The sequence below is a fragment of the Sporosarcina sp. GW1-11 genome, from assembly GCF_033088395.1.
In the GTDB taxonomy this organism is placed as follows: Bacteria; Bacillota; Bacilli; order Bacillales_A; family Planococcaceae; genus Sporosarcina.
This window is the reverse complement of record NZ_JAPMIW010000008.1, coordinates 24,122-37,804: the sequence shown is the minus strand read 5'-3', so window position 1 is coordinate 37,804 and position 13,683 is coordinate 24,122. Positions and strand designations below refer to the sequence as shown.

General features: G+C 38.5%; 14 protein-coding genes, 1 riboswitch and 1 other annotated feature. Of the genes, 8 read left to right on the top strand and 6 right to left on the bottom strand.

Translation table 11 applies throughout. The features are described from left to right. Window positions 1-39 precede the first annotated feature (39 nt). On the top strand, window positions 40-1,770 hold the full coding sequence (locus ORD22_RS07010; protein ID WP_317645218.1) for a methyl-accepting chemotaxis protein: 1,731 nt from the start codon (window positions 40-42) through the stop codon (window positions 1,768-1,770). A gap of 34 nt (window positions 1,771-1,804) precedes the next feature. Here ORD22_RS07010 and thpR read toward each other — a convergent pair whose 3' ends face one another. Further along, a complete protein-coding gene (thpR, locus tag ORD22_RS07005) occupies window positions 1,805-2,353 on the bottom strand; it encodes an RNA 2',3'-cyclic phosphodiesterase (protein ID WP_317645217.1) in 549 nt (182 codons plus the stop codon). Window positions 2,354-2,530: 177 nt separating this feature from the next. On the opposite strand from thpR, the gene ORD22_RS07000 reads away from it, so the two are divergent. Next, complete coding sequence (locus ORD22_RS07000) at window positions 2,531-3,325, top strand: HAD family hydrolase (RefSeq protein WP_317645216.1); 795 nt, start codon at window positions 2,531-2,533, stop codon at window positions 3,323-3,325. 72 nt (window positions 3,326-3,397) lie between these two features. Next, window positions 3,398-3,844: a small multi-drug export protein gene (locus ORD22_RS06995; RefSeq protein ID WP_317645215.1), complete on the top strand. Its 447-nt coding sequence runs from the start codon at window positions 3,398-3,400 to the stop codon at window positions 3,842-3,844. 41 nt (window positions 3,845-3,885) lie between these two features. On the opposite strand, the gene serA is transcribed toward ORD22_RS06995, so the two are convergent. Beyond that, window positions 3,886-5,472 carry a phosphoglycerate dehydrogenase gene (serA, locus tag ORD22_RS06990; protein WP_317645214.1) on the bottom strand — a complete coding sequence of 529 codons (1,587 nt, stop codon included), beginning with the start codon at window positions 5,470-5,472 and terminating at the stop codon, window positions 3,886-3,888. Between the two features lie 134 nt (window positions 5,473-5,606). Continuing rightward, window positions 5,607-5,833, bottom strand: a binding site (T-box leader). Between the two features lie 257 nt (window positions 5,834-6,090). On the opposite strand from serA, the gene ORD22_RS06985 reads away from it, so the two are divergent. Continuing rightward, window positions 6,091-6,402, top strand: coding sequence for a thioredoxin family protein (locus ORD22_RS06985; RefSeq protein WP_317645213.1), 312 nt, complete (start codon window positions 6,091-6,093; stop codon window positions 6,400-6,402). A 43-nt stretch (window positions 6,403-6,445) separates the two neighbouring features. Here the strand turns inward: ORD22_RS06985 and ORD22_RS06980 are convergent, their stop codons facing one another. Then, the gene (locus ORD22_RS06980) at window positions 6,446-6,715 is read right to left on the bottom strand and encodes an AbrB/MazE/SpoVT family DNA-binding domain-containing protein (RefSeq protein WP_317645212.1); all 270 of its coding nucleotides are present in this window, start codon (window positions 6,713-6,715) and stop codon (window positions 6,446-6,448) included. A gap of 181 nt (window positions 6,716-6,896) precedes the next feature. Further along, a riboswitch (SAM riboswitch) is annotated at window positions 6,897-7,003 on the top strand. A 91-nt stretch (window positions 7,004-7,094) separates the two neighbouring features. Here ORD22_RS06980 and metA point away from each other — a divergent pair. Further along, window positions 7,095-8,003 carry a homoserine O-acetyltransferase MetA gene (gene metA, locus ORD22_RS06975; RefSeq protein ID WP_317645211.1) on the top strand — a complete coding sequence of 303 codons (909 nt, stop codon included), beginning with the start codon at window positions 7,095-7,097 and terminating at the stop codon, window positions 8,001-8,003. A gap of 87 nt (window positions 8,004-8,090) precedes the next feature. Beyond that, window positions 8,091-8,795, top strand: coding sequence for a YetF domain-containing protein (locus ORD22_RS06970; RefSeq protein ID WP_411567631.1), 705 nt, complete (start codon window positions 8,091-8,093; stop codon window positions 8,793-8,795). Between the two features lie 110 nt (window positions 8,796-8,905). Here the strand turns inward: ORD22_RS06970 and ORD22_RS06965 are convergent, their stop codons facing one another. Further along, complete coding sequence (locus ORD22_RS06965) at window positions 8,906-9,565, bottom strand: HAD family hydrolase (protein WP_317645209.1); 660 nt, start codon at window positions 9,563-9,565, stop codon at window positions 8,906-8,908. Window positions 9,566-9,669: 104 nt separating this feature from the next. Beyond that, complete coding sequence (locus tag ORD22_RS06960) at window positions 9,670-10,302, bottom strand: spore coat protein (protein WP_411567630.1); 633 nt, start codon at window positions 10,300-10,302, stop codon at window positions 9,670-9,672. Window positions 10,303-10,423: 121 nt separating this feature from the next. Here ORD22_RS06960 and ORD22_RS06955 point away from each other — a divergent pair, with 121 nt between their 5' ends. Then, the gene (locus ORD22_RS06955; RefSeq protein ID WP_317645208.1) at window positions 10,424-11,704 is read left to right on the top strand and encodes a LysM peptidoglycan-binding domain-containing protein; all 1,281 of its coding nucleotides are present in this window, start codon (window positions 10,424-10,426) and stop codon (window positions 11,702-11,704) included. A 49-nt stretch (window positions 11,705-11,753) separates the two neighbouring features. Here ORD22_RS06955 and ORD22_RS06950 read toward each other — a convergent pair whose 3' ends face one another. Further along, the gene (locus ORD22_RS06950; protein WP_317645207.1) at window positions 11,754-11,897 is read right to left on the bottom strand and encodes a hypothetical protein; all 144 of its coding nucleotides are present in this window, start codon (window positions 11,895-11,897) and stop codon (window positions 11,754-11,756) included. Window positions 11,898-12,296: 399 nt separating this feature from the next. On the opposite strand from ORD22_RS06950, the gene gdhA reads away from it, so the two are divergent. After that, window positions 12,297-13,679 (top strand): NADP-specific glutamate dehydrogenase, encoded by a 1,383-nt coding sequence (gdhA, locus tag ORD22_RS06945; protein ID WP_317645206.1) that lies wholly within the window; start codon window positions 12,297-12,299, stop codon window positions 13,677-13,679. Window positions 13,680-13,683 lie beyond the last annotated feature (4 nt).

Here is a 13,683-nt window from a genome sequence, read left to right as displayed (position 1 = left end):
ACCTTTGCTTGAGATATAATAAAGAAGATTTATATATTGGTGAATAATTATAAATTGAAATTAATGGAGGTAGAGAAAGTCGTGAAGTTTACCGTGGGGAGAAAGTTATGGGTTGGTTTTTTGAGTGTCGGTGTGATTATGATTTTAATCGGCACAATAGGTTTTTTATCATTGAAAAATGTCAATGAAAAATATCAATTTCTAATTGATGATCGTATGTACAAAGTAATTTTACTTGAACAACAACTTCGTGATCAAAATATGTTGGGTATGAGTATTAGAGGATTTATGCTTTATGGTAGTGAGGAATATTTGACGGACATTGAAGAAGCACGACAAAATAACCAAGATCGTTTGAATGAATTGGACAAAATTATTCATGATCAAGTGATGAAAAATTCGATTTTAGAGATTCGTGAAGCGACGGATAAATATAACGAGTTCCTGCAAGATATTATTGCTGAAAAAAAGAAAGGTAATGATGAGAGAGTATTACAAATAGGGAGAAATGGCGTAACATATCAATTCGTAATATCAGATAACATACATACATTGATTGAGTATTACAAGGATCAACAAGATGTGATGTCAGCCGAAGTAAAAGAATTAACAAAAAATGCGACGTTGCTAATGATTGGGTTGATTATTCTAGGAATGATAGCAAGTATAGTGACTTCGATAATCATTAGTCGACTAATCAGCCGTCCGGTTAGCCATATGACAGAAGCATTGGCAGAAGTTTCTGCGGGTAATTTTTCAATAGAAAAAATATCTATTAAAAACAGAGATGAAATTGGAGAAATGGCAACTGCTTTGAATGCGATGGTGGTAGATCTAAGAGGGATTATCCAACGTGCGCGCGATTCGGCTATAAAGTTGGCTGTGCAATCAGAAGAGCTATCAGCTAGTTCAGAAGAAAGTTTAGCTGCATCTGAAATGGTTGCGGAAATCTCAGAGAAGAATTTACAAACAAGTGAAAAACAATCGCAAATCGTCAATCAATCAACCGCTTCTATGGAAGAGATGGTGACTGCGATAGACGGGGTCACTCATGATAATGAAGAAATGTTGAAATCATCTGAAGATGTTGCTCAATTAGTAAAAGAAGGCTCAACTTTAATGAATGAAACGACAGAGCAGATGAATTACATTAGTGAGACAATCGGAGAATCTATTGTCACAATTAATGAAATGGCTAAAAATACGGCAAATATTCGTAACGTTACGTCAATCATTACCGCTATTGCAGAACAGACGAACTTGTTGGCGCTTAATGCAGCGATTGAAGCAGCACGTGCAGGAGAACATGGTAAAGGCTTTGCTGTTGTTGCTGAAGAAGTTCGAAATCTAGCGGAACAATCCAAACGATCGACTGAAGAAATTGGTCGCATGGTCGATACGATTATTGAAGATGTATCGAAAGTTGTCGATAGTACAGATGAAGGACATAAACGTGTGGAAGAAGGTTTGGCATTTACGAAGAAGACTAATTCAATCTTTGAAAGTATTGAATATGCCACATCAGATGTCAGCGGAAAAATAGCTACTGTGTCTTCTGCGATCGAAGAAATTCGTGCGATGACGGACGAAGTCGCTTTTGGTGCTAGACAAGTGGAAGAATTGGCAATACAAGCATCCGCCGAAGCGCAATCTACTAGCGCAGCAACAGAAGAACAATTAGCAGCTAATGAAGAAATCACCTCTAGTTCGCAAACATTAGCGCAATTAGCGGAACAACTTCAAAATGATATGGGACGTTTTAAAGTGTAACGAATGACTAAGTAAAAGAGCTGATTGCATATAATCAGCTCTTTTTTAATGGGAAATAAGTAACGGATGTGTAGGACGGGCTAATCTCTGGATGAATCGCAAACAATGTGAAACCTTCAATCGCTAGAGGAACGGGAGAAATTTCTTCTCGAGCTAGTTGCATTTTGTCTAACACTTTTCGCTTTTTAGCAATTGTAATATGAGGGACGAAACGATTTTCACGTTCTAATCCAAGTGTTTTTTCCGTGCGTCTAGCGACATGTCTTTGTAAGTTACATAGCGCTGCTACTGGATCAACCGAGAGATAAATGACGCGCGGTCCTGTAGGTGATCCGAAAAATGATAAACCCGTAACTGACGTAGTGAAACAATTGTGGTCTTGTGCAATTTTTCTCAAAGTATATTCGAGTGAGTTTTTTTCGTCTTCATTTAATTCTCCAATATACCGTAGGGTCAAGTGCAAATCATGAGCATGTGGAATGACTTTGTATTTTTCCTTTAATTGATACTTCATTCGAAAATGTTCAGCAATATCAACAACGTTGTGGGCGATGGAGATGCCAATAAAATAATGTTGTGCCAAATTCAGCTCACCTCCTATTTGATAGTTTCCCTTACTTGTTTTGAAATATGCATAAAATAATGAAAGAGGAATTAAGGCCTATAAACAGTAGCAAGCTACCTAACAAATTAGCGGATTCAAGTGTATAATAGAAATTGGATGTAACTATGAAATTACGAAAATGAAGGGGATGGCGTTATGATTAAAACATTGATTTTCGATTTGGATGACACGTTAATTTGGGATGCGAAAAGTATTGCGATGGCATTTCAAAAAACGTGTGAGTATGCAACTAAAAAAATGGGAGTAAACCCAGCGGAATTAGAACATGCGGTACGTCAAGAAGCGAGAAAACTATATGCAACGTACGAAACGTTCTCGCACACGCAAAACATCGGTATTAACCCTTTTGAAGGACTATGGGGCGTCTTCGACGATGAAGGCGAAGAATTTCAGAAGATGAAGGAAATTATTCCAGGATACCAAAGAGAAGCGTGGATTAGAGGATTAAAGTCACTTGGAATCGATGATGAAGCGTTCGGTAGAGAACTAGCGGAAAAGTTCCCTAGAGAGCGTAAAAATCATCCCTTTATATATGAAGAAACATATGAAGTGCTTGATCGTTTAAAAGACAATTATCAGCTAGTGTTACTGACAAATGGTTCACCTAGTCTACAAAAAATTAAGTTAACAATTTCACCAGAAATCCCACCGTATTTTGAACATATTATTGTTTCAGGTGCATTTGGTAAGGGGAAACCTGATGCTTCTATTTTCCAACATGTACTTGATACATGTGGCATTCAAGCGGATGAAGCGTTGATGATTGGTGATAATTTGATGACGGATATTTTGGGTTCTAATCGTGTAGGCATGAAAAACGTTTGGATTAATCGCGAAAACAAAGCGCCAAGTGATGAAGTAAAACCAACATATGAAATAACAAATTTAAATGAGATATTTCCTATAATAGCTAATTTAGAAAACCGATGAGGATTCCTTCCTCATCGGTTTTCCTATTCTGCTATACTTGTTCTAGCAGAAACTACATCGAGGAGGTTCATCATGCTAGAATACGTTTTTGTTTTTTTAGGCGCAGCTATACCATGGATAGAAATCATGCTTGTCATCCCTCTAGGTATCATACGAGGCTTGTCACCTGTATGGGTTGTAATCCTTTCATTTGCAGGAAATATGGCAACCGTCCTACTACTAATCCTCGGCTTTCAGCAAATCCAAGATTGGATTGAACGGAGGAATAAGAAAAAAGGAAAAAGGGAGTCAAAACGCCGGCGACAGGGAGAAAAAATAATGAATACATATGGCTTACCTGTGTTGGCGCTTGCAGGTCCGATCCTTATCGGTACACATATTGCAGCTTTTATTGGGCTTGTCTTCGGTGCGAATAAAATGACTACTGCGGTTTGGTCTGCCATTAGCATCGCACTTTGGTGCCTAGTATTTGGCATCCTTACCGCCATGGGCTTCGACTTCTTTGTTAGTCGAACATAAAAAACTCAGCTGATACGCATATCAGCTGAGTTTTCACGTTCTTATAGGTCGATTGCTTTTGCATCGTGAATGTTTTGAACTTCTTTAATGCGTTTAATGGAACTAGATTCTACGTGGTGATCGACCGTTAACATCATGATCGCGCCGCCACCTTCAGCAGAACGTCCTACTTGCATCGCTGCAATGTTGATATTCTCTTCAGCGAGCAATGTGCCTACACGACCGATTGCACCAGGTTGGTCAATATGGCGAATGAATAGCAAGTGACCGCTTGGGATTGCATCAACAATATAATCGTCAACTTTTACAATACGTGGTCCAAGACCGTTTAGAAGTGTACCTGCTACTTTTCGAATGCCTTTATTTGTTATGATTTCTACTGTGATCAAGTTAGAGAAACCTTTACCAGTAGTCGTCTTCTGCTCGTTTATCTTGATGCCGTAACGTTCAGCTAATAGCTTCGCGTTTACGTCGTTGACAGTTTCACCAAGGTTGCGTTTTAGAAGTCCTTTTACTGTATTACGTGTCAGTGCGCGTACGTCGTAGTTAGCTAGTTCACCCGCATATTGAATGTTGATCTCGTTAATAACAGAGTTTTGGATTTGTGATAAGAACATACCTAGTTTTTCTGTTAGATCGAAGAATGGCTCGATTTTCGCCAAAACGTCACGAGAAACAGATGGTAAGTTTACTGGGTTACGTACAGATCCAATCGTTAAGAAGTTGACTACGTCACGGCTAACGTCCACGGCAACAGATTCCTGTGCTTCGAACGTGCTTGCGCCTAGGTGAGGTGTAGCAATGACTTCTGGTAACGTCAATAATTTGTGATCCAAGAATGGTTCTTCTTCAAATACGTCAAGTGCTGCTCCTGCTACTTTGCCTTCAATGATTGCATCGTATAGAGCATCTTCATCGATGATTCCACCGCGTGCACAGTTGATAATTTGTACGCCAGTTTTCATTTTCGCGAATGCTTCTTTGTTAATCATTCTACGTGTTTCTTTTAGTAATGGTGTGTGAACCGTGATGAAATCCGCAGCTACTAGTACTTCGTCAACTGTTCCGATTTCAATACCTAATTTTTTCGCGATATCTTCTGTCAGGAATGGATCATATGCAATTACGTTCATACGCTGTCCTTTTGCGCGTCTTGCCACTTCAGCACCAATACGCCCAAGTCCGATAATTCCTAGTGTTTTATTTTTTAATTCCACACCAAGGAACGACTTTCTGTCCCATTTGCTGTTCTTCAACGAGTTAAATGCCTGTGGAATTTTGCGTGCCATTGCCATCATCATAGCGATTGTATGTTCAGCAGCTGAGTTTGTGTTGCCGTCAGGAGCATTTACAACGATAATTCCTTTTTCAGTCGCAGCATCTAGGTCGATATTGTCGACACCTACACCTGCACGACCAATGATTTTCAATTGATCAGCTGACTCCAACAATTCTTTTGTAACGGTTGTTTGACTACGTACAAGAAGTGCGTCGAAACCTTTGATGCGATCCTTCAACTGGTCTGGTGATAAGTCTGTGTCAATTACAATTTCAAAACCTTCTGCTTGTCGTAATGGGAAAATACCGTCTTCGCTAAGTGGGTCACTAATTAGTACTTTAAAAGCCATGTTAATCATTCTCTCCTTCGATTGTTTGTATTGGATTTTTATTGATTAAATTGCACGCAATCAAGCGTTTATGTAAGTTTGCGAAACCCCCTTTTTATGTAAAATAAAAAAGCCTTCCACCCCTTACATACTACGTAAGGGGCGAAAAGCTCGATAAACTAACGCGGTACCACCCTTGTTTTGCTGCCAAAGCAGCCTTCATTCAGCATGCGTAACGTGCATGTGACGAATTGGCCTACTAAAAATTCAGCCAATCAATTCAGAAGTGCCACCAGCCTAAGAATTTACTGATTCTCACCACATCATCAGCTCTCTAAGAAATTCTTTTTAAAGGTAGGTATGTCTTCGTCAAAATTGTTTTGCATGTATTAAATTTAGAACTAATCATAACATGTCCAAAGTTATTGTCAATTACTTTTCTGCAAAAAATGAAAAACTATCAAATACGAACGTAAAATAGTGAATTTATTGTGAACGTTCGTGTTTGGGTGATGAAATGATGGAAATACTAACATTTAAAACGCGACTAGGGTAAATAGCGTAAGTCGTCAGAAGAGAAGAAAAGGTGAAATCAATGCTATAGTAGAACCTTACTATTCATATAAAGGAGTTTTGGACATGAAGAAGTTGGAATCCGTAGAGCAATTTGAGCAACTGAAAAAGGAAGAACGCGTCATATTCTTATTCACGGCAGATTGGTGTCCCGATTGCAGAGTAATTGAACCTTTCCTACCGACATTGGAAGTGGAATTTGCTGAGCATGAATTTATTTCTGTCGATCGTGACGACTTTATTGATTTATGTAGTCAACTCGATATTTTTGGAATCCCTAGCTTCATTGCATTTAGTGAAGGGAATGAAACTGGGCGATTCGTTAGTAAGAATCGAAAAACAAAAGAAGAAATAGAAGAGTTCATCAACAGTCTATGAATGTTTCAATCAAAAAGCCATCTCTATTGAGATGGCTTTTATATTATGAAAAACTTTCTAGTTCTTTCAAAAGAATCTTTGCACCTTCAGGGCTAATGAATAAGCCATTTGATAATTGTTTATTCTCATCTAAAACTTCACCAGTAATGAAACAGACTCTGCTTGCTTGATACTTTCTTAAAATAATTCGATCGTCTTCAGCGAATATTTCAATCGGATCCCCTTTGTCTATCAGCAAAGATTTTCTAAGCTCTTTCGGAATAACAATTCTACCGAGGTGGTCAACTTTTCGAACAATCCCTAAAGATTTCATGGTGCCCTCCTTGAAAAAAGTAGTTGTTAATTCCTATTATACACAAATTTTAACGATCTACAATTTGCAAGATGTTAATCTACCGAACTATTTGAAAATTGCGCTATACAATTTGTTTATTAATGTTATAATACTTAGTAAATCAATTTTTGAATTTGTATTGGAAAAATAACTTCATAATTACTTATCAAGAGAAGCTAAGGGAATTGGCCTGATGACGCTTCAGCAACCTCTGTGTAAACAGGAAGGTGCTACCTCCAACAAGATTTTATTCTTGAGAGATAAGAATGGTGTGCGGATACCCTCATTTTCTTATCTACAAGAGAAGGGGTATTTTTATTGTAAAAAATAGATACATGAAAAATAAGGGGGAAAACAAATGCCGATTAACATACCTAAAAAATTACCAGCAGGAGAATTACTTAAAGAAGAAAAGATTTTCGTTATGGATGAAGAAAGGGCAATTGCGCAAGATATTCGTCCATTGAACATATTGATCTTGAACTTAATGCCTGAAAAAGAGAAAACGGAACTTCAATTATTGCGTTTGCTGGGGAATACACCATTACAAGTGAATGTAACGTTTTTAAATACAGCGACGTATGTTTCAAAAAATGTTAGTCAAACACATTTAGAAACATTTTATACTACATTCGAACACGTCAAAGATCGTCGTTTTGACGGTATGATTATCACGGGCGCACCCATTGAGCTTATGCCATTTGAAGATGTAGTGTATTGGAAAGAGTTTGTGCAAATTTTGGAGTGGACGAAAACGAACGTAACTTCGGTACTTCATATTTGTTGGGGTGCGCAGGCAGCACTTTATCATCACTATGGTATTGATAAGTTTGAGTTAGAGAAGAAGTGTTCAGGAATATTCGTACACAATATTACGGATCCGACGGTTAACTTAGCAAGAGGATTTAATGATGAGTTTGTTGCTCCGCATTCTCGTCATACATCCGTTCCCATTGAAGAAATTCAAAACCATCCCGAGTTAACGCTGCTTTCTACTTCTGAAGATGCAGGAGCTTTCATCATTATATCTAATGATGAAAAGCATATTATGGTTACCGGGCATCTAGAGTATGATGCTTGTACATTAGCGGAAGAATATGCCCGTGATGTCCAAAAGGGAATGGATATCGATGTGCCAGTAAATTATTTTCCTAACGATGACCCAACTAAAGATCCAAAGAATACATGGCGTTCGCATACTCATCTGCTATTCTCTAACTGGCTAAACTACTACGTTTACCAAGAAACACCGTACGTCTGGAATTAAAAGCGATTGGATTCGAATAGGCTACTTAACGTATAATATCATCTACTTTCACACATACTCCAAGCAATGGAGGTGCATGTTGTGAACATAGATGAGTTCTGGGAATTAGCTTTTTGGGAGATGACATTACGAACGGTACTTTCTTTTATCGTATTAATGATTTTGGCTCGTTTCATGGGGAAAAAACAAGTTTCTCAACTGACCTTCTTTCACTATGTAACTGGTATAACGATTGGTTCTATTGCAGCGAACTTAGCAGGGGAGTCAGAAACCCCTTTTCTTAATGGCATGTACGGTATGATTTTATGGGCGTTATTGACGATTTTAGCCAATTTTTTATCATTCAAATCAGTGAAAATACGTGTTGCTCTAGATGATAAACCGATGATTGTCATTCAAAATGGTAAAATTATCGAAGGTTCGTTACGGAAATTACGTCTGAATTTCAATGAATTGAATATGATGTTACGAGAACAATCTGTATTCTCTATGAAGGATGTCAATTATGCGATTTTCGAAACGAATGGGAACTTAAGTGTGATGCTAAAGCCTTCGGAACAACCAGCAACAAAGAAAGACGTCAAAGGTTCTACTACGATGCCAAAGTATATTCCGACTGAGATTATTACGGATGGCAAAGTAGAGGAGAAAAATATGCGCGAATTGAACTTGACGGATGTATGGTTGACTCAACAATTGGAGCAACAAGGCATTGGTAAGCCGGAGCATGTTCTCTACGCAGAAATTCAGACAGATGGTAGTTTATATGTGAATGCATTAAAGAAAATATAAAACAAAGAACTCTGAAGTTTATTCAGAGTTCTTTGTTTTTTCTAATTCTCTAATTTCTTATAGTCTACGTAAAGGATTTAAGCACAAGCTAAGTTTCGTATGGGGTTATTTTATAGAATCTCCCATTTTCGTTCGTTCGCTATAGCTGTTAGTTTTGCATCGGGTCTAACGGCGACTGGGTTTCCGACTTTTTCTAAAACGGGCAAGTCAGCGATGCTGTCTCCATATGCATAGCTGTTAGCCCAATCGATTGTTTCGCCTTGTAATGCTTTCTCAACTTGTTCATTTTTACGTTGTCCTTGAATATGTATAAACGGCAAATCCATTGCAATTTTCTCGCCTTGTGATGGAATATCTGTACCGATGACGTGGTCAAAGGATAAGTGAGGGGTGACTGCTTTCAAAAATGGTGTATAAGCTCCAGAAACTAATAATACACGATAACCTGCTGCACGGTGCTCGTCTAATCGATAGATGACTTTTTCATTGAAATCGCGTGACATTTCACCGCGCATGTCTTCGAAATAGGTTTGTAGTTGTGAAGTAGTCAGTGAGGAAAGTGCTTGTAAGTATAGTTTCATAGAACGTTCTTTCATTTCGGCTTCCGGCAATATTTTTAGTTTGTATCTTATATAAAGCGGTAAGATCGAACGATAAAACTTTCCGTAGTAACGCTTGTAGATTGGATGGTTCTTTAATTGATCCATCAATAATGAAAAGGTTTCTTTCGTATACAATGTCCCGTCAAAGTCGAAAATGGCAACTTTCATATAAACACTCCTTCATTTCTATTCATACCTACAGTATACAAATATAATGAAGTGAAAAGCAAAAGAGCAGACGGGAAAGTTCTCCATCTGCTCGTCCTGCTGACTTATTGAAGAGGATTAGGCATGCCTGGTTGTCCTACAGGTGCGAATGATTGAAGCAACAAATTCATGTCATGTTCTTTTAATTGTGGCATTTGGTAATACTGGTGTTTATTTTGATAAATCGCTAACTCATAAGCCATTTCGATGCAGTTTGGTATGGAATCTGCGAGCACACGACGAACAACAGGGTTACATACTTCTAACGCTGCAGCTGCTTTTCCAGTGGAGCCTTCTTTCGCGGCACCAAGTAAAAAGCCGGAAATGATTTCGTCTGTAATTTCACCAGTCGATTGAATCGGCTTCGTTGGAGGTTTTTCTTTCATACCATAAATAAAGTCGTTGCCTGCTTTCATTTGATAGCGCTGTGTCGGGTGAGAAGGGTTTTTTCCTGTTTTAAAGCATTCAACGGTGATGTTATATTCATCCAGCATAAATCGGTACTGTCGATCCAAAATATCTAATAGCTCTGGATCTTGTACGTGAGGACGCAAGATCATCGATTGGTTCAATGCACCTACCGCAGCGCCAAGTACTTCATGCATATCAAAAAGCTCATGTCCACCGTGGTTCAACGATGGTGGCACCATACCACCTTGCAAGTGTTGTGATGTTTCAAACTGATTGGTCAAATATATTTCCTCCTTCAACTAGTCATTTCCATCAGTTGTAGTATGTGGAGGTATACAGGTTTTATGCATACTTCATTACGCTCAATCATACTTTGGTAAAAGAACACGGGAAAGGTAGTGAAGTACTATGCAAATACATGTAGTGCAACAAGGACAGAGTCTATTTGAAATAGGACAAATCTATGGCGTGCCGTATCAACAAATCATCTTAGCGAATGAATTAGATAGCGACCAGTTGGTTGTAGGACAAGCGTTAGTAATTCCTATTATCGGTACATATTATTGGGTGCGACCTGGAGATAGCTTATATAAAATAGCGCAAACGCATGGCTTATCCTTTGAGCGTCTTGCGCAAATCAATGGAATTAACCCAATAGCCGTATTGCAAGTAGGACAACGCCTTTATATTCCTGAACAACCGAAAACACCAATCGATTCATTATTATACGTGGAACCACGTAATCCAGTAAGTCCTGAAATGCTGGCGGAAGTAAGAAGACGCGTAAAACAGCTAACCTATTTAGCGATGTTTAGCTATGAAGTACAGCGTGATGGTTCCCTAAAAGAACCGAATATTGCAAACATGCCAACGACTGCTAAAAATGCAGGCGTCATCAATATGATAGTGCTCACAAACTTAGAGAACTACGGATTTAGTGCAGAACTAGCACATGTGATTTTTACAGATCAAGCAGCGCAAAATCGAATGATTCAACAAGCAATTGCTGAAGCGAAAAAAATAGGCTATGGAGATATTCATTTTGACTTTGAATTATTATTCCCAGAAGATCGAGAATTATATAATCAATTATTGCGAAATGCGCGAGATCAAATCCATCAAGCGGGATTGACGCTTTCAACTGCACTTGCACCAAAAGCGGGGGAAGTAAAGACCGGAATTTATGGTGCGCATGACTATAAAGTTCATGGGGAAATTACTGATTTCGTCGTATTAATGACGTATGAATGGGGATATACGTATAGTGCACCGCAAGCTGTCAGTCCAATTGGTCCCGTTAGGAAGGTTGTAGAATATGCGATCAGTCAAATTCCACGAGAGAAGATTTTTCTAGGACAGAATTTATATGGTTATGATTGGTCCGCGCCATTTGGTCAAGAAGATAGTATGCCAGCTACCGCATTAAGTCCAAGAATGGCAACTAATTTAGCAATTAAAGAACGCGTTGCTATTGAATATGATGCAGTCGCTCAAGCACCACATTTTACGTATTATGATGCACAAGGAACAGAACATGAAGTGTGGTTTGAAGATGCTAGAAGTATTCATGCGAAATTTGACTTGCTGAAGGAATTTAAATTACGTGGGATTATGTATTGGAAGCTAGGTTTAGCTTTTCCACAAAATTGGTTGTTGCTAGAAGATCGATTTAGAATAAGAAAAAGATAAATAAATAGAGCCTTTCCACAATAAAGGAAAGGCTCGTTTGCTAGATCTTTTATTCGCTTGTTAGTACTTTTATAGCATTTTGGAAGAAATCCATATCTGGATTTACGAGTAAAGCAGGTAGGAAAGCAAATGTCATGATGAGTAGTAGATTAGCTCCTAAAATAGAACGGAATGTACTGGTTTTCTTTGTCATGGTGCTTCGCCTCTTTCTTTTCGTATAGTTTCTCACCCTCTAGCGAATACCCATTAATGGCTAGCTTCACATAGATTGATTGAATAGATTAATAATACAATATATTCAGACGATTGTAAAGTGAAAAGTCGTTGTAAATACATAAAATTGACACAAAAGTTAAAGCATTCTGTAAAAGTTATAAAAAAATCTTGTAACTTTCTATGTTTTCGGTAATAATATTGAAATACACAGTAACTTTCCGAACAATAAAAATACAATTTTCTCGGTAGTGTTCTTCCCTTTGATAAGGTGGGATTCCGGGATAAATGTGGCTTTCGGGATAACTTCTACGGAGTAAAGTGAGCGACTCGTCGGTCGTCAGTTTTTAACTAACAACAAGGAAAGGGATGGTCGCACATGAAAAAGATTGATGAGGTTGACTTTAATAATCGTAAAAGAGCAAATGATTATGTTCATGAAGTATATGAGTTAGTCAAGAAACGGAATCCGGATGAAAAGGAATTTTTACAGGCAACGAGAGAAATCTTTGATTCCCTTCGTCCTGTCTTTGCTAAGCATCCTGAATTTATCTATAATGGAATTCTTGAGCGGATTACTGAACCTGAACGAATCATCTCATTCCGCGTAGCGTGGGAAGATGATCAAGGAAAAGTACATGTAAACAGAGGATACCGTGTTCAGTTTAATAGCGATCTTGGACCTTATAAGGGTGGACTGCGTTTTCATCCATCTGTAAATAATAGTATTATGAAGTTTTTGGCTTTCGAACAAATCTTCAAAAACGCGTTGACTGGTCAACCAATTGGTGCAGGTAAAGGTGGATCAGATTTTGACCCTAAAGGTAAATCGGATCGTGAAATCATGCGCTTTACGCAAAGCTTCATGACAGAATTGAGTAGACATATCGGACCTGATATCGACGTGCCGGCAGGTGACATCGGTGTTGGTAAACGTGAAATTGGTTATCTATTTGGTCAATATAATCGTATTAAAGGCGGTTATGAGGCTGGAATCCTTACCGGGAAAAATCCTGATCATGGTGGTAGCTTAGGGCGTAAAGAAGCAACGGGTTACGGAACAGTCTATTTCGTAGATGAAATGCTCAAAGAGAACAATCTGTCACTTGAAGGTCAAACAATCATCGTCTCAGGTTCAGGTAATGTTTCTACGTATGCGATGGAAAAAGCGATGCAACTTGGCGCAAAAGTCGTTGCATGCAGTGATTCAGACGGATATATATATGACAAAAATGGAATTGATCTTGAGCTTATTAAAGAGTTGAAGGAATATGGCAATAAAAGAATTTGGGAATATACGAAAGAACATCTTCACGCAGAATACCATGCAGATTGCAGTGCGATTTGGTCAATTCCTTGTGATATCGCGCTTCCGTGTGCGACGCAAAATGAAATCGACGAAATCGCTGCACATATGCTAATTGCAAATGGGGTAAAAGCGGTTGGTGAAGGTGCGAATATGCCTTGTACGATTGAAGCAATTGAAATTTTTCAACAGCATAATATTTTATTTGCCCCAGCAAAAGCAGCGAATGCTGGCGGTGTTGCCGTATCCGCTATGGAAATGTCACAAAACAGCCAGCGTCTATCATGGACAGCGGAACAAGTAGATATGCATTTGAAGGATGTTATGCAAAATATTTATAATGACTGTAAAGCAGCAGCCGATCAATACGGTAAACCAGGTAACCTTGTTATGGGAGCGAACGTAGCTGGCTTCTTAAGAGTTGCAGATGCTATGGTTGCACATGGTATTCGATAAATAA

Coding starts and splice junctions, on each gene's coding strand:
- ORD22_RS07000 (WP_317645216.1), top strand. CDS start 2,531: ATGATTAAAACATTGATTTTCGATTTGGATGACACGTTAATTTGGGAT.
- ORD22_RS06995 (WP_317645215.1), top strand. CDS start 3,398: ATGCTAGAATACGTTTTTGTTTTTTTAGGCGCAGCTATACCATGGATA.
- serA (WP_317645214.1), bottom strand. CDS start 5,472: ATGGCTTTTAAAGTACTAATTAGTGACCCACTTAGCGAAGACGGTATT.
- ORD22_RS06985 (WP_317645213.1), top strand. CDS start 6,091: ATGAAGAAGTTGGAATCCGTAGAGCAATTTGAGCAACTGAAAAAGGAA.
- ORD22_RS06980 (WP_317645212.1), bottom strand. CDS start 6,715: ATGAAATCTTTAGGGATTGTTCGAAAAGTTGACCACCTCGGTAGAATT.
- metA (WP_317645211.1), top strand. CDS start 7,095: ATGCCGATTAACATACCTAAAAAATTACCAGCAGGAGAATTACTTAAA.
- ORD22_RS06965 (WP_317645209.1), bottom strand. CDS start 9,565: ATGAAAGTTGCCATTTTCGACTTTGACGGGACATTGTATACGAAAGAA.
- ORD22_RS06955 (WP_317645208.1), top strand. CDS start 10,424: ATGCAAATACATGTAGTGCAACAAGGACAGAGTCTATTTGAAATAGGA.
- ORD22_RS06950 (WP_317645207.1), bottom strand. CDS start 11,897: ATGACAAAGAAAACCAGTACATTCCGTTCTATTTTAGGAGCTAATCTA.
- gdhA (WP_317645206.1), top strand. CDS start 12,297: ATGAAAAAGATTGATGAGGTTGACTTTAATAATCGTAAAAGAGCAAAT.